The 24452-nt window shown below is 60.5% G+C and carries 20 protein-coding genes; 12 read left to right on the top strand and 8 right to left on the bottom strand.

Features of this window, described 5'->3' with window-relative positions; all coding sequences use genetic code 11:
* The first annotated feature begins 359 nt into the window (after positions 1-359).
* From NG898_RS17505 to NG898_RS17455, 11 genes are all read left to right on the top strand, one after another.
* Entirely contained in the window at positions 360-1667 is a 1308-nt protein-coding gene (locus NG898_RS17505; RefSeq protein ID WP_252693635.1) for an MFS transporter, read from the top strand.
* A 242-nt stretch (positions 1668-1909) separates the two neighbouring features.
* Complete coding sequence (locus tag NG898_RS17500) at positions 1910-3484, top strand: acetolactate synthase large subunit (RefSeq protein WP_252693634.1); 1575 nt, start codon at positions 1910-1912, stop codon at positions 3482-3484.
* Between the two features lie 46 nt (positions 3485-3530).
* Positions 3531-4343, top strand: a complete 813-nt coding sequence (locus tag NG898_RS17495; protein WP_252693633.1) for an SDR family NAD(P)-dependent oxidoreductase — start codon at positions 3531-3533, stop codon at positions 4341-4343.
* 16 nt (positions 4344-4359) lie between these two features.
* The gene (locus NG898_RS17490; protein ID WP_252693632.1) at positions 4360-5397 is read left to right on the top strand and encodes a WD40/YVTN/BNR-like repeat-containing protein; all 1038 of its coding nucleotides are present in this window, start codon (positions 4360-4362) and stop codon (positions 5395-5397) included.
* 21 nt (positions 5398-5418) lie between these two features.
* Positions 5419-5934, top strand: a complete 516-nt coding sequence (locus tag NG898_RS17485; protein WP_252693631.1) for a VOC family protein — start codon at positions 5419-5421, stop codon at positions 5932-5934.
* Positions 5935-5995: 61 nt separating this feature from the next.
* Positions 5996-6601 (top strand): amino acid synthesis family protein, encoded by a 606-nt coding sequence (locus NG898_RS17480; RefSeq protein WP_252693630.1) that lies wholly within the window; start codon positions 5996-5998, stop codon positions 6599-6601.
* 23 nt (positions 6602-6624) lie between these two features.
* Positions 6625-7503 (top strand): alpha/beta fold hydrolase, encoded by an 879-nt coding sequence (locus NG898_RS17475; RefSeq protein ID WP_252693629.1) that lies wholly within the window; start codon positions 6625-6627, stop codon positions 7501-7503.
* A gap of 3 nt (positions 7504-7506) precedes the next feature.
* The gene (locus NG898_RS17470; RefSeq protein ID WP_252693628.1) at positions 7507-9153 is read left to right on the top strand and encodes a bifunctional 3-(3-hydroxy-phenyl)propionate/3-hydroxycinnamic acid hydroxylase; all 1647 of its coding nucleotides are present in this window, start codon (positions 7507-7509) and stop codon (positions 9151-9153) included.
* The gene (locus NG898_RS17465; RefSeq protein ID WP_252693627.1) at positions 9143-9466 is read left to right on the top strand and encodes an NIPSNAP family protein; all 324 of its coding nucleotides are present in this window, start codon (positions 9143-9145) and stop codon (positions 9464-9466) included. Before NG898_RS17470 ends, NG898_RS17465 begins: the two co-directional genes overlap by 11 nt.
* Before the next feature lie 81 nt (positions 9467-9547).
* Positions 9548-11026, top strand: coding sequence for an NAD-dependent succinate-semialdehyde dehydrogenase (locus tag NG898_RS17460; protein WP_392398045.1), 1479 nt, complete (start codon positions 9548-9550; stop codon positions 11024-11026).
* 9 nt (positions 11027-11035) lie between these two features.
* Entirely contained in the window at positions 11036-12487 is a 1452-nt protein-coding gene (locus NG898_RS17455) for an NAD-dependent succinate-semialdehyde dehydrogenase (protein WP_252693626.1), read from the top strand.
* 21 nt (positions 12488-12508) lie between these two features.
* On the opposite strand, the gene NG898_RS17450 is transcribed toward NG898_RS17455, so the two are convergent.
* Complete coding sequence (locus NG898_RS17450; RefSeq protein WP_252693625.1) at positions 12509-13234, bottom strand: IclR family transcriptional regulator; 726 nt, start codon at positions 13232-13234, stop codon at positions 12509-12511.
* A 239-nt stretch (positions 13235-13473) separates the two neighbouring features.
* Between NG898_RS17450 and NG898_RS17445 the strand changes: the two genes are divergently transcribed.
* On the top strand, positions 13474-14070 hold the full coding sequence (locus NG898_RS17445) for a nitroreductase family protein (RefSeq protein WP_252693624.1): 597 nt from the start codon (positions 13474-13476) through the stop codon (positions 14068-14070).
* 65 nt (positions 14071-14135) lie between these two features.
* Here the strand turns inward: NG898_RS17445 and alr are convergent, their stop codons facing one another.
* The 7 genes from alr to NG898_RS17410 all read right to left on the bottom strand — a co-directional run bounded on the left by alr (position 14136) and on the right by NG898_RS17410 (position 24414).
* Complete coding sequence (alr, locus tag NG898_RS17440; RefSeq protein ID WP_252693623.1) at positions 14136-15263, bottom strand: alanine racemase; 1128 nt, start codon at positions 15261-15263, stop codon at positions 14136-14138.
* A 10-nt stretch (positions 15264-15273) separates the two neighbouring features.
* Positions 15274-16281, bottom strand: a complete 1008-nt coding sequence (locus tag NG898_RS17435) for a YCF48-related protein (RefSeq protein WP_252693622.1) — start codon at positions 16279-16281, stop codon at positions 15274-15276.
* Positions 16282-16289: 8 nt separating this feature from the next.
* On the bottom strand, positions 16290-18677 hold the full coding sequence (locus tag NG898_RS17430) for an efflux RND transporter permease subunit (RefSeq protein ID WP_252693621.1): 2388 nt from the start codon (positions 18675-18677) through the stop codon (positions 16290-16292).
* A gap of 106 nt (positions 18678-18783) precedes the next feature.
* The gene (locus NG898_RS17425) at positions 18784-20436 is read right to left on the bottom strand and encodes a DUF1302 domain-containing protein (protein WP_313904457.1); all 1653 of its coding nucleotides are present in this window, start codon (positions 20434-20436) and stop codon (positions 18784-18786) included.
* Positions 20437-20479: 43 nt separating this feature from the next.
* Positions 20480-21883 carry a DUF1329 domain-containing protein gene (locus NG898_RS17420; RefSeq protein ID WP_252693620.1) on the bottom strand — a complete coding sequence of 468 codons (1404 nt, stop codon included), beginning with the start codon at positions 21881-21883 and terminating at the stop codon, positions 20480-20482.
* A 189-nt stretch (positions 21884-22072) separates the two neighbouring features.
* Complete coding sequence (locus NG898_RS17415) at positions 22073-22723, bottom strand: cytochrome b (protein WP_252693619.1); 651 nt, start codon at positions 22721-22723, stop codon at positions 22073-22075.
* A gap of 239 nt (positions 22724-22962) precedes the next feature.
* A complete protein-coding gene (locus NG898_RS17410) occupies positions 22963-24414 on the bottom strand; it encodes an APC family permease (protein WP_252693618.1) in 1452 nt (483 codons plus the stop codon).
* Positions 24415-24452: the final 38 nt, after the last annotated feature.

Here is a 24452-nt window from a genome sequence, read left to right as displayed (position 1 = left end):
AGAGTGTGCTGTGGCCGCCCCGGAACTAAGGTTCTTAATATGGAATGCGGATCAAATTGGTTGAATGGTGTACGCAGTTTGAAAGTCGTGTAAATGCCGTATTGTGGGATTTAAGGGAAATCACTGAGCGCGAAATTCCTTTGTGGCAGCCTAGAATCTGACTCAGGATCAAGCGGCCGGCTGCCGGCCACAAAGGAGCTTGGGTGCCTCTGTCCGGTGGCTCGTTCATGCGCCGGAGTGCGGCCATTTCCATCGACGATGTTGACAGATGGGTACTCCGAGATTCGCTGACTTGCGCCACCCGGTGTGTACGCGGCACGGATCGCGTCGTTATCCAGCCCTCACCAAGAGGTATGTCAATGTCCTCGTCTCGGTCCTCGCGGCTCTATCAAAAGATCGCGTTTCGCATCCTGCCGTTCCTGTTTCTTTGCTACGTCCTGAACTTCATCGATCGGGTCAACATCAGCTTCGCAAAGCTGCAGTTCCTATCGGATCTCGGGTTGAGCGAGACGGTTTTTGGTGTCGCGACGGGCGTGTTCTACGTGAGCTATGCCGCATTCGAGTTGCCGAGCAATCTGTTGCTCGCACGCATTGGCGCCAAGCGGACACTGCTGCGGATCATGGTGCTCTGGGGTTTGTGTACGGTCGCGCAGATGTTCGTGAGCGGTGCGGCGTCGCTTTACTTGGTGCGCTTCTTGTTGGGTGCGGCAGAGGCTGGATTCTTTCCAGGCTTGATGCTGTACCTCTCGTACTGGTTCCCAGATACGGTGCGTGCACGCGTCAACAGCATTCTTCTGCTCGCCGTGCCGATCGCTGGTATCACAGGCGGTCCGCTATCGGGCTGGATCATGAGCCAGATGCAAGGCAGCTGGGGCCTTCATGGATGGCAGTGGCTGTTCTTGCTCGAGGGGCTGCCGGCAATTGTGCTCGGGTTGCTCGCGCCATTCCTGTTGAGCGATCGCCCCGAGGGCGTGACCTGGCTCTCCAATGCCGAACGGGAGATGCTCACGCGCGATCTGCAGGCCACGCAAGACAAGGCCATGGAGTTTGCGGGCCACGGCACTTTGCTTTCGATCCTGTTTGATCGGCGCGTTCTCGGATTGACTGTCGTCTACTTCAGCGTCCATCTGGGTCTGAGCACCGTCACGTTCTGGACACCCTCCATCCTGAAGGCTGCCGGCGTCTCCAGCATTGCCACCATCGGCTTGCTGGCTGGCTTGATCTCCGTGTTCACCATGGTGGGCAACGTGCTGATTGCATACAGCTCTGATCGCTACCTGGAGCGCCGCTGGCATCTGGCCGGTTGCTTCTTTGCCACCGCGCTGTGCCTGGTGCTGCTGCGGATGGTGGTGGGTGACGTCCGTGCGACGGTCGTGCTGGTCAGCATCGCCCAGCTTGCAATGTTCTCAGTGCCCATCCTGTTCTGGACGATTCCGACCGCGCAACTTGACAGACGCAGTGCGCCTGCCGGCATCGCCATGATCAGCGCGCTCGGGTCGCTCGGTGGCGCGTTTGGCTCGGCGTTGATGGGTACGCTCACGAGCCGCTATGGCACGCCATATGTCGCCCTCACGGTAGTGGCGGGTCTGCTGCTGCTGGGGATGCTGCTGCTGATTCGTCTGGTGCCCGCGCGAACTGCCGCGATGTCCGCCAGTCATGCCACCTAACGAAAATCCCGACCGCGAAGCCGCGCTGATCTGAATCCTTATTTCCCGTAATTCGGGATTCGATCAACATCTTAGGGTATACCCCGAGCCCCGTTGATTTGCCGCCAGTTCTCGTTGACTGGGGCCGGTTTGCGCCAGGTTGCACTCAGTCGGCCCTGATCCGAGTCAACAGTTATGTTTGACAAATCCCTAAATACGGGATTACAGTGAATTGCATCAAGTCACGTCAGGTGTGCTCCTGAATGGAAATCCCAAATCTCACTTCTGCCCAGGAAACGGGCGCCTGTGTTGTGCTCAAGACCGCCCGCGATGCCGGTGTCACCGTCTGCTTCGCGAACCCGGGCACGACAGAAATGCCGTTTGTTGGTGCGCTGGACATGGTGTCGGGCGTACGTCCGATCCTCGGGCTGTTCGAGGGTGTGTGCACCGGCGCGGCGGACGGCTACGGACGCATGACGGGCAAGCCCGCAATGACATTGTTGCATCTGGGTCCGGGGCACGCCAATGGCATTGCAAACCTGCACAACGCACGCCGGGCGCGTACGCCGATCCTCAACATCATTGGCGATCACACGCGCGCGCATTTGAAGTACGACGCACCGCTGACCTCCGACATCGAATCGCTGGCGCGGCCTGTATCCGTGTGGTTTCGTAGTGTGGCGACCGAAGACGATTTGGCGCGCGACACGAGCGACGCCATTGCCGCGACGATGGGACCGTCGCGCGGTGTGGCCACATTGGTACTGCCTGTAGACCTGCAGTCGGTACCGATGCGTGGCGATCTGCCCAAGATGGCTACGCAAATCGCGGAGCCTTCCTTCGACGGCACACGTGTCGACGAGGTGCTTCGATTGATGCAATCGAAAACGGCGGTCGTTCTGCTGATGGGTGATCGTGCGCTGTCTGCCCGAGGGCAACGCGCCGCCGCACGCATCCAGGCGGCAACGGGAGCGACTTGCTTTAGCGAGACATTCCCTGCCCGCACTGAACGAGGCGGCGGCCTGCCGGATATTGATCGTCTGCCGTACTTCCCGGAGCCGGCGCGCGAAGCGCTTGCAAGGCGGAAGGTCGTGCTGGCAGGAGCGCTCGCACCCGTCACGTACTTTGGCTATGAGGGGATTCCCAGCGAACTGGCACTGCCGGAAGACATTGTGACCCTCGCCACGCCCGGCCAAGCCGCCGATCTGGCGCTCGAAGCGTTGGCCGACCGCCTTGAGGCTCCTACTGATGTTGCCGGCGTTGCCCGGGAAGTCTGGAACGTAGAAGACGGCGCACTCACGCCACAGGCCGTGGGGCGTCTGCTCTCCAACGCCTTGCCGGATGACGCCATTGTTTCGGTAGAAGGTGGCACCTGTGGCTACCCATTCGTCACGGCCTCTGCGCGGGCACGGCGCCATACGATCCTGACCAACACCGGCGGCGCAATCGGGCAAGGCTTGCCCGTTGCCCTCGGGGCTGCTGTGGCATGCCCGCAGCGGCGTGTATTCGCACTGCAATCGGATGGCAGCGCGCAATACACAATCCAGTCGCTATGGACCATGGCCCGCGAGCGTTTGCCGATCGTGATGCTGATTGCGTCCAACAAGCGCTACGGGATTCTTCAGACCGAACTCGCGCGTAGCGGCTTGCCACTCGACGCGCCCAACTCCAGTCGGCTGACGCTGCTCGATGACCCGCCGATCGACTGGCCTGCACTGTCGCAAGGCTACGGCGTCCCGTGCGAGCGTGTGCGTACGACCCAGGAGCTAGCCGCGGCGCTAACGCGGGCATTGGCGCATACCACCGGGCCGCTCGTGATTGAAATGTGTCTGCCCTGAACGCCCATCTGCATCCGCTCATCTTTGTCACTTCAACTTCTTCGCTATGGATCTGGAACTCTCAGGAAAGGTCGCCTTCATCACGGGCGGCAGCATGGGCATCGGCAAGGCAGTCGCCCTTGAACTGGCGCGTGAAGGTGTCAACGTCACCATTGCGGCGCGTCGCATGGAACATCTGGCCACTGCCGCAGAAGAACTCCGCGCCCAGCTCGCACCATTGGGCGGCGCTGCAGGCCAGATCCTGCCGCTGACGATCGACACCACCAACATGGCGTCGATTGAAGCAGCGATGGCGCAGACGGTCGAACGCTTCGGCAGGCTCGACATCCTGCTCAACGGCGCGGCCCACCCAGGCGGTTTGGTGCGCGCGGAGTTGGAAAACGCAGACCCGGACGGTCTGCTGCAGGACATTGATATCAAGGTCGTCGGCTATCTGCGCTGCGCAAAGGCGGTCGCACCTTATATGCGCCGTAACCGCTTCGGTCGGATCATCAACATCGGCGGCCTGACCGGGCGTGGCAGCAAGCAACTCTCCGGTATGCGCAACGTCGCCATCGTGCATATGACGAAAACGCTGTCCGATCAGCTCGGCCCGGATGGCATCACCGTCAACACCATCCATCCTGGCGTGGTCGAAACGCCGCACATCCATGAGCTGTACGAGAAGGAAGCCCAGAAGCAGGGCCTGACGGCCGATGAGGTAGAAGCGAACTACGTCAAGGTCACGCCCATCCGCCGCGTGCTGCAACCCGAAGAGATGGGGTGGATCGTTGCCTTCCTGGCATCGCCAAAGTCGGCGTCCATCACGGGCGAATCCATTGGCTGCGACGGCGGCCTGACCCGCGGCATCTTCCTCTGACATGGAGGCATCCGCCATGACGGCAACAGTACTGGTAGCGACCGCTGGGCAGGGCATCCTGCGCTCCAACGATGATGGCAAGACCTGGCATCGCCTGGGCCTGGAAGAGGCGATCGAATTTGACGGCATCGTACGTGCCCTGGCCGTGGACCAGACCAATCCTGCACGCATTTACGCTGGCGCAGATGCCGGACTCTGCATCAGTGACGACGGTGGCGCGCACTGGCATCGGCCGGACAGCATCCTCAACGGTCAGACAGTCTGGTCGATCGCAATCGACCCGAAGGATGCATCGGTTCTCTATGCCGGGACGGGTGCGCCATCACGTGCAGCGATCTTCAAGTCCACCGATGCGGGCCAGACGTGGACGAAGCTGCCGCCGGACATCCCCGAGTTCTGCTCGGGTGTGAACCGGCCGCGCTTGCTCACGATATGCGTGGATCCGGAAGACTCCCGCAACGTGTGGTTCGGCATTGAAGAGGGCGGCGCATGGCGCAGCCGAGATGCGGGTGATAGCTGGACGCGAATCGATGGCCCGGGATCGGCGATCCGCAACAGCGATATCCACGCCATCGTTGTTCTGCCCGCCACGGGCGACAAGCCCAAGACCACACTTATCTTGACCGTCAACGCGGTCTACGTGAGTGAAGACGATGGGCAGACGTGGGACGGCAAGCTGTCGCGCGAGCGCTTTGACGGTCTCTATTACACCCGCACGGTCACGCAGATTGCGAAGCCCGATGGCGATCTGCTGATGGCCATCGGCGACGGTACGCCAGGCAGCCGCACACGCATCTATCGCTCGGCCGATCGCGGTTACGAATGGGCTGAGATGGATCTGGCCACGCCACCCAACTCGACCTTCTGGGCGCTCGGCGTGCATCCGGCACAGCCGGACGTGGTGTATGCCGGTACCAAGTATGGGCATCTGTATCGCTCGACAGACGGCGGCCGCCGCTGGATCAAGGAGTGGCGCGAGTTCAGCGAGATCACCGCAGTGGCGTGGACGCCGTTTGAAGCGCCGCTGGTGGCGCATGCCCAGTCCACGCATTGACGACAGCCAAGGAGCCGATCAATGAGTCCTTCGGAGATGCAGCAGCGTGCCGAGCAGGCAAACACCAAGGGGCTGCCGCTGTGTACACCTCGCGTGCAACGCACCCATTTGTCGTTGTTCGTGCGCGATCCCGTGCTTTCGAGTCATTGGTATGCGGAAGTGCTCGGCATGAAGGAGACCGCTCGCGGGCAGCAGTGGGTGTTCATGTCGTTTGGGAAGAAGCACCACGACATCGCGCTGATTCGTGCCGAGTCGGATGCGGAGATCGGCACCATCGGCCTCCAGCACTATGGGCTGGAGATAGAGGGCGGCCTTGTTGAACTGCGCCGCCTGTACGGAATGCTGATCCGCCGCAATGTACCCATCGTCAAGATCACCGATCACAAGGTTGGCATCGGCGTGTACTTCACGGATCCGGATGGCAACCGCCTGGAGTTCTTCTGCGAGATCGTGACCGATGACGAGGAGGGCAAGCGTGTGCTGCACATGTACCACGCGCCGAGCGATCCGACCCAACTCGAACCGTTGTTCGAATGAGCGGCAGGCATGCTGCTCGTTCATCCCTGATTTCTTCCACTGCCCTGACTTATCGACTGCCATGAGCAAAGCCGCGAACTTTGAGACCTATCACATCCGCAAGTGGTACACCCAGATTGAGGATTCACTGGCGAACGAAACCGGTGAACTCGCCGATGGCGCGCCGTTGCGCAAGATTGTCATTGCCGCTGCTTTGCATAACCCGTACGCCGGTCGCTTCAGCAGCAACCTCGACGATCTGGTGAAGCCTTCGTCTGCGCTTGGCGTCGAGTTCGCGCGCCGTATCAAGGAGCTCATCGGTGAGGGCAAGATCGAAAGCTATGGCAAGGCCTGTCTCGTTGGATCCTCCGGCGAGTACGAACACGGCAATGCGTTCCTGACGTCCATCTTTGCCGAGCCGATCCGCGAAGCGCTAGGCGGCGGCAAGTCGTGGGTGCCCTCCAGCGGAAAGCGCGGACCGATCAACACGACGATCGACGTACCGCTTGCACACAAGGATGCGCTGTACGTGCGCTCGCACTACGACACTGTGACGTGCCTGTTTCCGGACGCCCCGAATGCCGATGAAGTGCTGGTCATCTTTGCTTTCGCAACGCGCGGCCGCCTGCATGCTCGCCTCGGCGGCCTGAAGGCCAGCGAGATCAAGGGCCAGGACGGGTTGGTCTGACCCAAGAGCGATCCGAGCAACCGATGGACGCGAACTCCGTACAACAAGGCTGGATTCGCAGCGACGGCCTGCGATTGCGCTACGTCGGTTGGGGCGATGCGGATGCCCCGCCCGTGGTGATGCTGCATGGCTTACGCAGCTACGCACACACGTGGGAGCCTGTGGCTGCTGCGCTCACTGACCGGTACCGCGTGATTGCCCTTGATCAGCGTGGCCGGGGCCTGAGCGATTGGGACCCAAACGGGGATTACTTCACCCAGTCGTACGTCCGCGACCTCGAGGTGCTCGTCCGCGCGCTCCAACTCAAGCGCTTCGTACTCGTCGGGCATTCAATGGGTGGGACCAACGCGTTTGTCTACGCGGGGACGGCGCAAGAGCAGTTGGCCGGACTTGTGATCGAAGACATGGGCCCCGGAGCATCTTTTCAGTCGGGCGGATCGGACCGCATCAAGCGCGAACTTGCGGCAACGCCCAATGCATTTGCATCGTGGGCTGAAGCACGTGCGTTCTGGAGGCAGCAGCGCCCCAACATCTCCGAAGCAGCACTTGACTCCCGGTTGACGCATTCATTACGCGAAGAGCCGGTCGGCCGGATCGTATGGAGGCACGATGCCGCCGGCATTGCCAACGCAAGGCTTTCCGCGACACCAAAGCAGCTAGTCGACCTTTGGCCTTATGTGACCACGTTGGAGGTGCCTACGTTGCTGCTTCGTGGCGGTAACTCGGATTTCCTGTCGGAAGAGGTGGCTGGCGAGATGGCATTGGTGAATCCCAATATCTGTGCCATGAACATCCCAGGGGCGAGCCACTACGTGCACGATGATCAGTTGGACGCTTTCAACGGTGCGCTACGAACGTGGCTTGACCGCCTTGATGACGCGGCTTGGCGTAATGGTGTTTGAATCATGAATAAGCTGTCCATAGAGCGAACGTCCGTGGCCATCGTCGGTGGAGGACCGAACGGCGTTGCGATGGCCAACATGCTCGGCCTGTATGGTATTCAGACGGTAGTCGTGGAGAAGGCGCCCCACATCGTTGAGTTTCCACGCGCCGTTGGTATGGACGACGAAGCTCTTCGGCTTTTCCAGACAATGGGTCTGGCGAATGAGTTGTGTCGCGACATGATCCAAAACGTGCCGCTGCGCATGTTCAAGGCCAACGGAAAGTGCTTCGCAGATATCCGTCCGTCGGTGCGCGAATTTGGCTGGTGGCGTCGCAACATCTTCATGCAGCAGCTGGCGGAAAAAACGCTGCGCGATGGGCTGATGCGATATCCGCACGTCTCGCTGCGTACTTCCGAAGAAGCAGTGTCACTGCGTCAGTATTCGGACGGTGTGGAGCTGGATATCCGCCGTGGAGACGGCAGCAGCTATGTCCTTGACGCCGAATATGTCGTTGCCGCAGACGGCGGCCGCAGCGCGGTTCGCGAGATGCTCGGTGTGAAGCTTCAGGGTTCGACGCACCCTATGAAGTGGCTCGTTGTCGATGTGAAGAACGCGAATCTGGAGCAACCTTGTACGGCACTGAATTGTGATCCGCGTCGGCCGAACGTATGTGTCTATCTGCCGTTCAACTATCGCCGCTGGGAGTTCCTGGTCTACCCGCACGAGAATGAAGACGAGATTATCCGTCCGGAATCGATCCGGCGCCTGATCGCCCCATACGTCAGTAACGCGGACGATGTGGAGATTGTGCGTGCGCGCACGTATACGCACCACTCGCGTGTGGCGGACCGGTTCACTGTGGGTCGTGTCGCGCTTATTGGTGACGCGGCGCATCTGACACCGCCCTGGATCGGGCAGGGGCTCAACGCAGGTTTTCGCGATGTCGGCAATCTTGCCTGGAAGCTTGCGGGTGTGATGAAGGGCAAGCTGCATCCGCGTGTGCTCGACAGCTACGACACCGAGCGGCGCGCGCACGCGAAGGCCATGATTGATCTAGCGGACTTGTTTGGCGCCATGCTGATGCCGACACGCCGTTCGGTCGCTTTGTTGCGCGACAGTTTCTTCAGCCTTGCGCGGTTCGCTCCAGGGCTGCGCAACTATGTGTTGCAGATGCGCTTCAAACCGATGCCCAGCTATACGCAGGGCGTGGTGATGCCGGAGCCGTCGACCGCCGTCGGAAAGATGATCGTGCAGCCCGATGTCGAGACGATGGATGGCGTCCGGCGCAAGCTTGACGATGTGTTGGGAACGGGGTTCTGCATCATTGGATGGCGTTGTGACCCCCAAGCATTCATGAGCCGCGAAGACCGCGCGTACTGGGCAGACCTGGGTGTGCGATTCGTGCAGGTGAACCGGTCCCGCAGCGGGCACTCGCGTCAGGCACGCCTGAAAAGCGTTTATGACACCGACAGCGTCGAAGACGTTGACAACGCGTTGGCCGATTGGTTTGAGCGGTACCCGGCGCCCATTGTCCTAGTGCGCCCAGACCGGTACGTCGCCGGCCAGACGGATGTACTCGGGTTGGAACAGATGGCGAGCCGCTTTCAGGAGTTCGCACCGAAGACAACCGAACCGATTGCGGTTGAGGAGCCAGCCAATGTTTGTTGAGCAGCGTATCTACACGCTGGTGCCAGGTGGCACCGCAGAGTATCTGCGTCTGTACGCAGAATTTGGCCGCGCCCCCCAGGAGCGGATTCTTGGGCGGATGCTGGGTTGCTACACCACTGAGATCGGCCCATTGAACCAACTGATCTACTTGTGGCCCTTCGAATCGTTGGCGCAGCGCACCGAACGCCGCGCGGCACTGATGGCCGATGAGGCGTTCAAGGTCTTTCGTGGCAAAGTCCGTCACCTTCTTGTGCAGCAGCAGAACCAGATCTTCAAGCAAGAGATCGGTTACGCACCGCATGAGGACCAGTAGCTTCAACATTTACCTGCGTTCTCCAAGGACGGCCTTCCCCGCAAGCGGGTGCCGCAGCATCGCCACACTGGAGCCATTGTTTTGAACTCTCAAGCCTTAGCAGATTCGGCTGCGACGCCCCAGGGGCAACCCTATCCACCGCTTTTCTTGTATATCGACGGCGAGTTTCTCGGTACTGGAACCCTGGCCAGCCGCGAGGTACATGATCCGGGCACAGGACGTGTTGTTGGTGCGTTGCCGCTGGCAGGACCAGGCGAAATCGATCAAGCGATTGCGGCCGCTCATCGCGCCTTTCTGGTGTGGCGGCGGGAATCGCCGCTGGTGCGCTCCGATATCTTGCGCAGGGCGGCGGGATTGATCCGCGCGCGCGCGAGCGAGATCGGCCGCAACATCACGATCGATCAGGGGAAGCCGCTGCACGAAGCAGTTGGCGAGGTCGTCTCGTCGGCCGAATACCTGGAGTGGCACGCGGAGGAGGGGCGGCGTATTTATGGACGTGTGGTTCCTGCTCGATCACCGGACGTGCAGCAGACGGTGTTGCGTGAGCCGATCGGCGTTTGCGCCGCGTTCTCACCGTGGAATTTTCCGTTCAGCCAGGCCCTACACAAGGTGGCCGCCGCGTTGGCCAGCGGCTGCACGCTGGTGCTGAAGGGACCCGAAGAGTCCCCGAGTGCCATCGTGGCACTTGCGCAGGCATTCCACGATGCAGGGTTGCCACCGGGGTGCCTCAACATTGTCTGGGGCGTACCGAGTGAAGTCTCCGCGCAGTTGATCGCGTCACCGCTGGTGCGCAAGGTTTCATTCACCGGTTCCGTCCCGGTGGGGAAACACCTTGCATCGCTTGCCGCAGCGCAGATGAAGCGCATGACCATGGAGCTGGGTGGCCATGCACCGGTGATCGTCTGCGACGATGCCGACATCGATCGTGCTGCCGCCATGCTGGCTGCCTACAAATTTCGGAATGCCGGCCAGGTTTGCGTCTCTCCCACGCGGTTCTTCGTCCAGCGGGGCGCCTATGTGCAGTTCGTCGATCGCTTTGTGGCGGCGGTCAAAGGCATTCGTGTCGGCTACGGGCTCGATGCCGGCACGATGATGGGGCCTCTGGCAAATGAGCGCCGAGTCGCCACGATCGATGCGCTCGTCCAAGACGCCGCGGCCAATGGTGCGGAGATCGCAGTTGGCGGCCGCGCCTTGTCGGGCGATGGCTGCTACTTCGAACCGACCATCGTGCTGGCACCCACGTCAGAAGCACGCCTCATGAATGAAGAGCCTTTTGGCCCGCTCGTCGGCATTCTTCCGTTTGACGACCTGGATGCGGCGCTCGCGGAGGCCAACCGGTTGCCCTTTGGTCTGGCTTCGTACGCATTCACCACGTCGACTCGCAATGCGCATCGCATCAGCCGGGAACTGGAAGCCGGTATGGTGAACATCAACCACTTTGGCATGGCGCCGGCGGAGATTCCGTTCGGCGGAATCAAAGACAGCGGCTTCGGCAGCGAGGGCGGAACGGAAACGTTCGATGGCTATCTCGTGACCAAGCTCATCACGCAACTGAACTGAAGCAAGACGATGAACCTGACAGATAAAGGGCTGCTGCGTGCGCAGTGCTACATCGGCGGCCAATGGCTGGACGCGGACGACGCAGCCACGATTGATGTAACGAACCCGGCGGATGGCCGCCTGCTTGCCACCGTGCCACGCGCTGGAACAGCAGAGACGCGCCGCGCCATTCGCGCTGCGCAAGCCGCCTTCGAGGTCTGGCGAGAACAGACCGCCGAAGTTCGTAGCCGCTATCTGCGCCGTTGGTTTGAGCTTCTGCTGGCGCATCAGGAGGACCTGGCCGTCATCATGACGATGGAGCAGGGCAAGCCGCTGGCGGAGGCGCGTGGAGAAATTGCCTATGCCGCGTCGTATATCGAGTGGTTTGCGGAGGAAGGAAAACGCCTGTACGGCGACGTGGTGCCTTCGCCGTGGAGCGACAAGCGCATTGTGGTTCTGAAAGAGCCCGTCGGGGTGTGCGCTGCGATTACGCCCTGGAACTTTCCGTCGGCCATGATCACCCGCAAGGTAGCGCCAGCGTTGGCGGCGGGCTGCACGGTGATCGTCAAGCCCGCTTCCCAGACCCCGCTGTCTGCGCTTGCTTTGGCAGAACTGGCGGAGCGCGCCGGCATTCCCCCGGGGGTGATCAATGTAGTGACCGGCAGCGCCGCGCAGATCGGGGGCGAGCTGACCGCCGACCCCGCCGTGCGCAAGTTGTCGTTTACCGGCTCGACGGAAGTGGGCCGCACGCTTGCTGCGCAATGCGCCCCCACGCTCAAGAAGTTGTCAATGGAACTCGGTGGCAATGCACCGTTCATCGTTTTCGATGACGCGGATATCGATGCGGCCGTGCAGGGCGCCATCGCCTCAAAGTTCCGCAATACCGGGCAGACCTGTGTTTGTACGAATCGCTTCCTGGTGCAAAGTGGCGTCTACGATGCGTTTGCGGAGAAGCTGGCGGCGGCAGTGGCGGAGCTGCGCGTCGGTCAAGGACTGGAGCCCGACGTGCATCAGGGCCCACTCATTGATCGCCCCGCGCTCGACAAGGTCGAGGAGCTCGTTGCCGATGCGCTCGAACGGGGGGCAGGGCTCGTCACCGGCGGGCGACGTCACGCTCTGGGCGGTACGTTCTACGAGCCCACCGTATTGCGTGACGTAACGCCGTCCATGGCCATCGCGCGCGAGGAGATTTTTGGCCCCGTGGCGTCGCTGTTTCGCTTCGAAACCGAAGCGGAGGCGGTCGCGCTAGCCAACGACACCGAGTATGGGCTGGCCGCCTATTTCTATGCCAACGACCTGCGCCGCGTATGGCACGTGGCCGAGCGGATGGCGTATGGCATGGTGGGCATCAATACCGGCATCCTCAGCACTGCCGTTGCGCCGTTTGGCGGCGTCAAACAGTCCGGCATGGGCAGGGAGGGGTCGCGATATGGCATTGAAGACTACGTGCACACCAAATATCTGTGCATGGGCGGGCTTTGATCCAAGGCACGTTCAACAGCGTTAGATGGCCACGCTGATCCGGTTGGCCGCCTCGACCAGAATCCGGCCGACCGCAGTCTGATCGAACAGCGCGAAGTGCTCTTCGCGGAAGATCAGTGAGATGCTGCTGTTGATCTCGCCGCCGGTCTCGCCACGGATCGGGGCGGCAATGCCGACGAAACCGGCATCCAGTTCGCCGCGTGAAATCCAGTAGCCGGTTTCGACGATGAGTTGGCAGTGGCGCCAGAAGGCCGTCCAGTCGGCAAAGTCGCCCAGTGAAGCCTGGTGCCGTTCGTGCAACCGTTTGAGTCGGGCACGCGACATGGCGGCCACGATCACCTTTGAAGAGGCGCCTTGGAACAGCGGCATGATGCGCCCCCGGCTGAAACCCAGGTGCAGGTCTTCGACACCGGTTTCGTGCAGCACATTGATGATCTGCTCGTCGTAGAGCGTTGAGATCACCCCATTGCCTCCGGTCACTTCCACGAGCTTCTGCACGATCGGCACCGCAGCTTTGAGCATCGGGTCCGACTGCCGCATGTTGTAGTCGAGATGGATGATCCGTGGCCCGAGCGAATAGACCCCGTTGTGGCTCACCAGCAGCCCGACGGTGGCCAGTTCGCGAACATACCGATAACACGTCGTGCGCGAGAAGCCCATGTGTTCGGCGATGGCCTCTGCAGTCATCGACATTTCCGACGACGAGAAGACATCAAGAATGGAGAGCATTTTTGTCAGGCTCGACATGGAATCTCTAGCGTTGTCAGGTGATCAGGAAGCGAACAGGACTGTCTGGCCGGTATTTTGCCCGGCAACGGCAAGAATGCAAGCGAACGTTCTGCAGCTGGCCCATCCAGACACTGGGCAACGCCCGCATATCGCCTGGAAGACGAGCCGATGCCGATTCGGGATAACGATGCGTATTTGATCGCCGTACCATGATTCCCCGTTTGATCCATTTAGCGACCCATTCAACAGTTATCGTCATGACCGATATGCGCCAATCTGAATATCCAATCGATCCGTTGTTTACCGAGCGCTGGTCTCCACGCGCATTCACGGGGGAGAGCATTGCCGAAGACGTGCTCATGACGCTGCTGGAGGCAGCACGGTGGGCCCCGTCTTCCTACAACGCCCAACCATGGCGCTTCGTCTATGTACGCCGAGAAACGCCAGGCTGGAAACCCGTCTTCGACACGCTGGTGGAATTCAACCAAAGCTGGGCGCAGCGTGCCGCCGCGTTGGTGGTGATTATGTCTGCCAAGGAGGCGGTGTTTCCAGGCAGCACGGAATCCGAACTGAATCCGTGGCACTCCTTCGATGCGGGCGCTGCGTGGGCAAGCCTCGCTTTTCAGGCAACGCTTCTGGGTTGGGCTGCGCACGGTATGGCGGGCTTCGACGCCGACCAACTGCGCCAGGCCGTGCAGGTGCCGGAGGGGTACGCAATTGAGGCTGTCGTTGCCATCGGCAAGCGTGCGGACAAATCGGTATTGCCTGCAGAGTTGCAATCGCTGGAAGCACCCAACGGACGTCTGCCGTTGGCTCAACTCGTTGCCGAGGGCACCTTCCGTTTCGAAGCCTGATCGAGACACCACCAGGGCAAGCGGTGTGTGTTCGGACGTTGGTTGCCCGGAACAGCCATCGCTTGCTATGGATAGATCCTCTGGCCGCCAACGTACTCTCGCCGGTAGCGCGAACCCAGACTGGTCAGGATTTCATAGGCATTGGTTTCTGCCTGCAGCGCCAGGGCGTTGATGTCTTGCACGTCATCGATGACGTCAAACAATGCGCCTGGCACAAGGTACTCCGGATTGATTGCCGATACGTCGACAGTCACGGTGTCCATTGAGACACGACCCACGACGGGAACATCTTCACCATTCAGCCGAAGCTTCGCTCTGTTGCTTGCGCTGCGCAGATAGCCGTCGGCGTAACCGACCGATACGGTCGCGATGCGTGAAGGGCAGGGCGCGGACCACGTGTGGTTGTAGCCCACGCCCTCGCCCCGTGCGACATCGCGGCATTGGATCAGGCTTGCCTTGATCCGAACGACAGGCCGCATGGGATTCGCCTGTCCGACAGTCGGTGCGACCCCATAAAGCGCGGCGCCGGGGCGTACCACATCGAAATGGAACGCGGACCCCAGGAAGATGCCTGAAGAGTTTGCCAAGCACGCGAGTGCTTGCGAGAACCGCTTGCGCGCTGCGTTGAATCGTTCCAGCTGCAGGACATTCATCGGGTTGTCGGCTTCCTCCGCGCTCGCCAAGTGAGTCATCAGAAAGGTCGTGGTTATGCCGTCCAGCCTCGAGGGGCGTGCTTGAAGGCGGTCGAGATCCGCGGGAGACAACCCTAATCGGGCCATGCCGGTATCGACTTGGATGGCTGCAGAAAGCCGGCGTTGATGGTACGCAGCCAACCGCGTCCAACGTTCTATTTGGTCCAGACTATTGAGTACCGGCGTCAGGCCGTGGGAAAGACACGTTGCCTCGGCACCCGGGAGCGGACCGTGGAGCACATGAATACGAGCATTGGCCGGCCACTCACTTTTCAGCGCATCCCAGAGTTGGACGCCTTCGTCGACCAAGGCCACAAAAAACTCGCGACAACCGGCGCGTAGCAGGGCGCGAACGACGTGCGTGGCACCCAGACCATATGCGTCGGCCTTGACGACGGCGCCACATCGCGCGGGCGAAGCGATCTCGGACAGGTGGCGCCAGTTCGCGATGATGGCGTCCAGATCGATCAGAAGTCTCGCCGCTGGCTGCGTGCCTCCCATGCCCATTGCCTCATTTTCCGGGTGTCGGTGCGGTGTCCGATGCGACGACGCCTTGCTTGGAGTACAAGATGGTTTGCTTCGCCGAATTGAGCACCATGGCAGTCAAAGGCAGGTGATCGGCACGAATTTCTGCCTTGAATGACGCACCAGTATCCGAGCTTCTAAGGGTCAGACCATCCAATCCAACAGCAAAGACTTCGGTTCCAGACACCCCCACCGCTGTGACGGACGACTGGCTGTGCGTGTCGATGCGTTGCCAGGAAAGCCCATCGTCGACGCTCCGATACAGTGAGCCGCGCAGGCCCGCCACTAGCAGCGTGCCATCGGGCGCCGCTGATCCCGTCCAGAAAGAGCCTTTGTACTCAGTATGGAGGTAGCTCCAGTGCACGCCGCGGTCATCGGATCGCATCACCATTCCTCGCTCCGCAGCGGCAAAGACGCGGCCGCGACCGTCTGCGAAGAGACCAAGCAGATTCAGGTCAGCACGCTGACTTCCTTCCGGCGGAGGCAGATCGACTGTTTTCCAATGGTCACCACCATCCGCAGTCACCAGTACGAGCGACCACAAGCCGACTGCGACACCATTGTCCTTATCGAAGAAATGCACGGCGAACAGGGGACGATCGACGTGTGTGTCAGTACGCTGGACGTGCCACGTTTCACCACCATCGCTGGTCTGCAGTACGACGCCCCAGTGCCCGACGGCCCATCCGTGCTGTTCGTCGGCGAAGGACACCGATGTCAACGTGACATCCATCGGCACTTGCCTTGCCTGACGATGTGTCTTCCCGTCATCGTCGGAGAGCAGGATGACGCCGTGGTCTCCTACCGCAACGATGCGCTTGCCGGCGCGCGTGCTCGACAGCATCGTCGCCTGCGTTGCGTGTTGCGCAAGAACTGCTGCTGCAGCAATTGGTTTCGGCTCTGCGTCGCCCGTGTTGGATGCTGCGTGGGACGCGGCGGAGATGCATAGCAGGAGCTGCATCGCTGAGGCCAGAACGATTCGTTGAGTTTTCATGTTCGGGCTTAATGATGTTGGAGTCCGGTCGCTCGCACAGGCCGGCGGCGCGGAAAGAGCTTTTCAAGCCAGACGACGATGGCAGGAAGTGCGGTCATGGCCATGACCATGTTCACCATGAACATGAAGGCGAGCAGCTTGCCCATGTCGGCCTGGAACTTGAGCTGGGAGAACGACCAGGTCGCCACACCGATAGCAAGGGTGATCGCCGTGAAGATGGTGGCGGTGCCGACTTCCAGGATGGCGTGTTCGATGGCCTTGACGATTGGTTGTCCGTCGGCCGTGTGCAGCAGCAACCGGTTGTAGATGTAGAAGGCGTAGTCAACGCCGATACCAACCGCCAGCACCATCACCGGCAACGTCGCAACCGTCAACCCAATCTGGAGCTCTTTCATGAACCAATAACCGATGAACGTGCCGACCGTCAGCGGCAGGCAGCACGCAATCACGGCGCGCAGGTCACGGTAGACAAGGAACACCAGGATCACGATGGCCGCGTAGACGTACAGCATCATCGGCAGCTCGCTGCGCTCCACCTCGTCGTCGATTGCGGCAAGCACACCAGCATTGCCAGCTGCGAGACGGATATTGATGCCGGGCACCGGGTTCTGACTTCGGAACGCTTTGACGGCGCTGATGACGCCTTGGATCGTCGTGGCCTTGTGGTCGGTCAGGAACAGGTTGACCGCCGTCATGCTGCAGTCTTTGCGCATTGTGCCGCGCACGCGCGCGATTTCGGTCGACAGCGCGGCGTAGTTGGCCGGGTCGATCGGAACGACGGCCATCTTTGGGTTGCCTTCGTTGTAGCCCTCGTTGTACAGCCGTAATTGGCCGGAGTAGGACGACACCGACAGAATGCCTGGGACCGGCTGCATGGCCCATGTGAAGCGATCCTGATAGAGACCGATGTTGACGTTTCCGCAACTCTCAGGCGGTGCTTCAAAGATGACGGTCAGCCAGTCAAGGCCGGTGTCAAAGTTCTTCGAGATGGCAACAGCGTCTCGATTGAAGCGCGCATCGGCTCGCAGTTCCGGTGCGCCCGGCTGCAACGTGCCGACCACGCGGTCGCGGCTCTGCCAGACGGCGGTGCCGAAGACTGCTGCGGTCAGCGCCAGCACAACCAGCGCGTTACGAGGCTCGGCAACCTTCGCCAGCGTGCGCAACCAGCCGGAGCGCTTTTCACGCTGTACCAGAGCGCGGTCTGCGTAAGCCTTGCCGACATGAAAGAATGAAGCTGCAACCGGCAGCATGACCAGGTTCGTGATGATCTTGTAGGCCACACCGAGCGAAGCTGCGATGGCCAGCTCGCGCACCATCGGAATCGGGATCAACAGCAACGTAATGAACGAGACGAAGGCGGTGACCAACGCCAGCGTGCCGGGGATGAGCAGTCCGGTGAAGCTGTCGCGGCAGGCATCGTACGTGGAGTGCCCGTGCGAGATTCTGCGCACGATGTAATTGATCTGTTGCACCCCGTGCGAAACGCCGATCGCGAATACCAAGAATGGGACGAGTACGGCAAGTGGATCCAAGCCGAAGCCGAGCAGGCGCAATGTGCCGAACTGCCAGACGAGGGAAGTCAGTGAGCAGACGACCGGCAGCAGCGTGAAGCGCACCGAGCGGCAGTACCAATACACGGCCGCCGCCGTGAGCAGCAGGGCGATGGCACAGAATTTCAGCACCGATTGCGCACCGTCGGCAATGTCGCCGATTTGCTTTGCAAAGCCGATGATCTGAATCTCGAAGTCCGCGTCTTCAAATTTCGACCGGATGCGCTGTTCGAGAAGGTGGTTGTAGTCGACGTAGTTCAGCTTGGCGCCCTGAGCGTCGTACTCGATCAACTCGGCGGTGATCATTGCGCTGGATTCATCGCGCGAGACCAGCGTCCCAACGAATCCGCCTTGCGAGGTGGCGCGGCGGATGTTTGCGATGGTTTGCGCGTCGAGCTGGTCCGGTGTGATGGTGCTGTCGATGAGCGGGTCTGCGCGAAATCCCTCTTCCGTGATTTCGTTGACGAAGCTGTTGGGCGTCCAGAGCGATTGAACACCCAGGCGCTCTATGTTCGGCAGGAAGACAACAGCCTGCGTGACATCGTAAAGACGCTTGAGCGCTGCGGCGTTCCAGATGCTGCCGTGGCGAGCCTTGACGACGATGTTCAGCCGATTGGCGCCCAGGACATCCTCACGGTACGTCTGGAAGGTCTGGATGTACTCATGGCCGACCGGCATCTGCTTGTCGAAACCGGCATCCATCTGGAGCTGCATGGCAAACCACGCCATGACGCACGTGAAGAGGGCGAGGACCGCAAGAATGGCCCGACGGTTGGAAAAGGCAAAGCCTTCAAAGTACCGGACGATGCGCGGGATGCCCGATACAGCGGCAGAAGAGTCTGACATGGCGAAGCGCTAAGTGGTGAGAGCCAACGCCACCAACGTGATCCTGTTGGCGGCGTGAGGTAATGCACTGAGTGCGCGAGCCGTATGCACTCGCGCTGCGACTACATTAGAAGTTGCGCGACAACGTGAGACCGATGAAGTTGCGGTCGCGATACGGTTGATCGAACACCGTTTTCCCGCCCCAGAAGGCGGCGTAATTGATTGCCGCTTGCCACTTCGCCGGGTTTTGCACGAACGTGATGATGAGGTTGGCGGACTTTGCACCGGCCATGAGCTGGCCCGAGCCGTTGGGCGTGCGCCCACTAACAGCCTGGAAGTAGTAGATTTCCGGGATCACCTGCCAACCCGGGATCAGCGTGCCGTCGTAGACCCAGCTGAAGTCCAGGTTGAAACCCCAAGATGTTTTGCTTCCCATCGGTGTGGGTGTGCCGTTGGGGTTGAATTCCTGCCCCCATCCCCAAGCCCCCGCGGCAACCGGGCTGCCACCGTAGAACTGCTTCAGATGCGGGTAACGAACGACGACCGATTCCAGCATGAGGGTGGCCGTGTCAGCCCCCAACGCTTTCAGGATGGCGCCTGAGTTGCTGGGCGTCAGACTATAGATGCCCGTCAGGTGCCACTGGTATTTTTGCTCGTCAGCCCAGCAGTTGCCGTTCTGCGATGCGCAGCCATCGACCGCCGGGTTGAGTGCGACGGCGTCCCTGGGTCGGAACGATAGTTCGGTGCCGACCGCCCAGTCGCCCACCGGCATGTTGGCGCTAAGCCCGTACAGGCGTCGATTTTCGGGGTACGCCCAGCCGGAGCGTCCCGAGCCGCCGGCATTGGTGCTGAAGTTCGGGTTCTTGTCGTTGTAGTTCATGACATACGCCCCGAGATTGAGCTGGGTGCCCTCCGGCTGCCAACGAAGGGCGGTGCCCCACTGTCCGCTGTTCTTCGGTTTGGCTTCAATCAGGCCGTAGGTGTCATGCCCCCGGCCCATGCCGTTAGCGTTCGACCAATAGCTGCCCGATGGCGGCATGTAGCTGCCGTTCCAGTTGCTCTGGACATAGGTTTCCAGATTAAAGCCATGCCCGAGGCCAGTAGCAAAGCTTGCGATAGGCGCGGGAAGAAACACTTCCTTGAGTTGTGTTCCAGGCTGGGACAACCGCATGACGTCAATGGCGTTGGTGCTGTTGATACCACCTGGTAAGAACAGGCTTTCCCCCCAACTGATCACCTGATTACCTACACGCACGCGAGCTGTTTCATCGCCGATCTGAAATGACTTGCTAACCCACAAGTCCAGCAACCGCGCCTTGAAGCGGAGGTCCGAGCTGGCATCAGGTGCGAGCCCGTTCGTCAAGCCGGTGGGGGCGTTTGTCGCCAGGTAGCCGGTGGTGTTGGTTGCGGTGAAGTCTCTGATCCAGTTGACGCGGCCAAGGAACGTGATGTCGCTCGGGAACTTCAACAGAAGCTCGTGACTGCCCTTGATGTACGTCGTGAATGGATCGCCCTTGGCGTAGTTCAGGTCGCCCTGATCGCCTAGACTCGATGTTGGCGAAAGACATCCGGTGGGCGCGCCGGCGCCGGTCGCGCCGGCAGAGATCAGGTTGCATGCCGGGCTCTTCGCACGAATGCCGGTGCCCACTGTGATTGTGGAGTCGAAGCTGCCGCTCCCGCCGCTAAATTCGAACTTCTCTGCTTGTGCGCTCCCCATGGCAAGCAACCCGCAGGTTGCCGCAGCGATGGAACGCATTCTGAATACGTGGGCACCGGACATCGTTTTTTCCTCCTCAGGCTCGTTCTAGTTTTGTGTCACCGGATCAGCGTTCGCTGATGGCGCGCAGGTTGTCTGCGGTGTAGAAGCTCGAACGCATGCGCGGGCCGGTCGGCTCTGTGAACCAGCGGATGTCCTTGCCAACGCCAACGGTGTGGGTGTCGAAAACGTAGCGGCCTTCGGTGAGATTGTTCTGCACCATCGCCATGACGTCGCACGTACCGGTCTCATAAACCGGGATCAGGAAGCCTTCGCGCATCTTTGCCAGCTTGTTTTGGCCGTCGAAGTCATCCATCAGCACCGGCGCCCAGCTGTCTTCGTCCAGGTAGATGACGCGGCGCGGCGCGGTATGCCGCATGCCGGCCTTGACCGTCGCTTCGATCACCCAAACGCGATGGAGCTCGTAGTGGCGGTGGTTTTGCGCAATGAAGTCGTTGCGGGCCACATCTTCGAACTTGGCTTCGAAGTCAAACGCGCCGAATGCGTTGTACGGAACGTAGATCTCCTTCTTGCCGATCAGCTTCCAGTCGAATCGGTCCAGTGCGCCGTTGAAGACGTTGGGTTCGTCCAGCGTGTACTGATTCTCCATGCCGATCTGAGGCGAATCGTGCGAGTACGTGGGCATGCGGCGCACGCGGCGCTGACCGGGAAAGTAGTAGAACGTCTCGTTCTCGGCCTGATTCAAATACTGGGTAATGGCCAGCGCTTGCCCCGCCAATGCCGTCGGAGAAACATAGGCGAAGTAGACGTAGAACTCGACTGGAGGGTAGGAAGACAGTGCATGCGAACCCTTCGCGCCCCAAGGAATGAATAGAGTCTGCTCGGACTCCGCCTTGATCCACTCGTTACTGCCCCGGCGCGGTGAGACAGCGGTGATGGTGCCCTTGTAGTCGAGCCCCACGCCGCGGTAGCGCATCTTGGCGTTCCACATGGCTTCGACGCCCGTGGCGGGAATCGGGAAGGGGTAACCTGGAACGGTAGCCTCTTTGAGACTCCAGCCGTCGTCATTGAGTTTAGCGGTGCCGACGTTCTTTCGCGTGTTGCTGGCCACGAAGTCCGGCACGCCGCAGGTGCGGTGCGACGGGTAGACATCCATGCGATAGTCCTTGTGCTGCTTGATCATCGCCACCTGGCCGGCGGAGAGTTTGTCAGCGTACTTGTCGACGTTTGATGCATCGATCGTCAGCACGGGCTTGTCGTCCTTGTGCTTCCAGTAAGCACCCCGGAATTTCCCCCACTCCCATCCTGGCAGCGGCGGCTCGGCGCCTTGCCACGCAGGGATGGTCCCCTCTTTGTTGCCTTGCTTCTCAGCTCCTGATGGCGTGAGCTTGTCGAGCTGCGCCAGATCTGCAGCGAGAGCCTGGGGCCCTCCCGTGATGAGGGCCGCGGCCAGGGTGACGGTGATGGCTGCTCGGGCGAGGGGCGTCTGACGCATTTCCTTCTTGGTCATGTCTTCTCCAGTGACGCTGGGTTTGTGGTTTGCCTTGGAGACACGGGAGGCTGCATTGGCCCCCCGGTCGCGAACTTTGGGATATGCAGGAGAGAAGCGGTGTTGTCTCAATCTAGGCCAGTCAATTCGGAGGCGGTATCCGAGATCGGCATCCGTTGAGATCTCGTCGAATTGCTGTGCGGGCGTGAGTTAGGAGCGATCCGGATTAGGTTGCGGAGGCACGTGCTGGGAGGGCAGCATCCGGCGCAGTACGCCGTCCTTGCGCACGAAGTGGTGCACCAGCGCGGCTCCGATATGCAGGACCACGAGCACCCACGCCACCCACTTTCCGAGAAAGCTGTGGACGGCCCACATAACGTCTTCCAGTCCAGTGACCGAGAGGTCAAAGACTCCACGTATCCATGCGGCGAATGCGGTGTTCCGGCAGGCAGGGATCACAAAAACACCGAAGTCTGTCGCGTCATAAGTCGTCATGTAGCCCGAGATGGGCATGAGCAGGAGCAGGGCATACAGTGCCCAGTGCGCAACGTCGGCGGCGCGGTTCTCGAGGTGCGATTGGGAAACATGTCCGGGAACACCACCACTGAGCCGCCACAAGAGCCGCGGCAGCGTCAGGAAGCCGATCGTGAAACCCAACACCCAATGGATGTTGAGAATCGGAACGACGCGGTCTGCGTTGGGCATGGTTCCAAACAGCGGTGGCTTGATGCTTGTCTGTGGGTCGACGAACCAGATGACGTAGTAGACCACCACGTAGGCGGTGATGAACGCCGCCGCCGTGATCCAGTGGAACAGCATCGAAACACTGCCGTACCGTTCAAGCGTATTCCGCCAACGCATGCCTAGGTGCTCCAAGTTATTCAATTGAGGTTGGAAGTAGAACGACGACGACCTTCTCTTACGTTTAGGTCATGCGGCCACCGGCCCGAGCTTCTGTGCGATCGCTTTCGATGAAGTCCTTCAGGGGGTTCGTCATTGTCGTCATTCACAGATGAGGGAATACAGGGGCCTTGGTGGACGAAACACAATTCTTGAAGGTTGCGTCTGATGCGTAACGCGCGCCAACCGCATCCGCAAAGTCAGGGCAGATGTACCAATTCAGACAGCTCGGCGTACCGCTTTGGCGAGCGGCGGCGAAGGTCGGCCGCATAGAACGATGCGATGACGCCCGCCAGTAACACGCTCATCGCCATGCCGTAACTCAGTACAGCCGACAACCCAGAGAGGAGCTCGACATGGGCGATCATTTCCCAGAGGAGAAACAGCAGAACGGCCGCACTGACGGCTGGAGCAACCAGCGAACGCCAAGGTGAGACATCTGTCCGATTGCGCCGGAAAAACGCCACCACAGCGACCGCGGCCAGTGTTTGGCAGGCGAGTACACCAACGGCTGAAGGAACGCTGGCCCAAGGCAATACCTGAAGCATCGGATTCAGCCCTGCCTTTGCGCACAGCAAGATCAAGCTCACCGATATGCACATCGTTACCGCTGAAGCGATGTGTGGAGATTGATGCCGCAGATGGGTGCGCGACAAAGCGTGCCAGACAAGACCGCGAGTCGCCAAAGCGTGCCAGTACCGTGCCACTACATTCGTGAAGCTCAGAACGGCCGCGAACAGACTGGTCATCACCAACAGGGAGCCGATCTGGGCTGCGGTATGTCCGGCGAGCACCGAAAACATCGAGAGCCACATGCCTCCAGGATCGTTGGATGCCACGGCAACCGCGTCCGCCATACCGAAGTGGTTCAGCATGAGCCAAATCGACGCCGCGTAGAGGGCGCCAATAAAGACGATGGAGAAATACATGGCGCGTGGCACTGAGCGCTGTGCTTCGCGAGCTTCTTGAGAATAGATTGCTGCCGTCTCGAAGCCCATGAACGATGCGACCACGAAGATCAATGACGGTCCAAATCCCTGTGTGAAGATGGACTGCGGTGCGAACGGTAGAAGCGACAAGGGGTGATGGTCACGCGCGGCTCGCAATAGTTCGAGCAGGTCAGCCAGGAGAATCGAGCCCACCTCGGAGAGCATAAGGAGGAGCAATAGTCGGCCGGTGAACTCGATACCGCGCACACACAACAGATGGGCTGCGATGGCAGCGGCGCCGGCGCAGCCCCACCACGGTATCGAGATTCCAAAAGAGGAAAGCGCCACGCTCATAAAGTGCCCAAGCATCGCGTAACACGCCAGGAGCATGGTGACGTACGACAAGACTGCAATGCACGCTCCCCCTACGCCTGGAATCGTACCGAGGCCCTTGGTGATGTACGCGTAGAACGCGCCGCCGTTCTTCACATAGGGGCTCATCGCACAAAAGCCGACTGCAAAGAGCAGATAGGCGGCACAGACTATGAGATATGAGCCGGGCAATCCGATGCCGTTGCCAAACGTAATGCTGGCCGGGACACCCCCTCCCATAGACGTCAAGGGACCATTGGTCGTGATGACCATCAAGAAGATGGTGAACCAGCCGATCGTGTCTCGCTTGAGACTCGTGTGCTCGTTTGGTTGGGTAGATGATTCCGGCATGGGCTCTTCCTCTGCTTTCCGTCCTGAGCGACTGTCCG

The organism is Ralstonia mojiangensis (assembly GCF_023955645.1).
GTDB classification, from domain to species: Bacteria; Pseudomonadota; Gammaproteobacteria; order Burkholderiales; family Burkholderiaceae; genus Ralstonia; species Ralstonia mojiangensis.
This window is presented reverse-complemented; position numbering and strand designations above follow the sequence as displayed.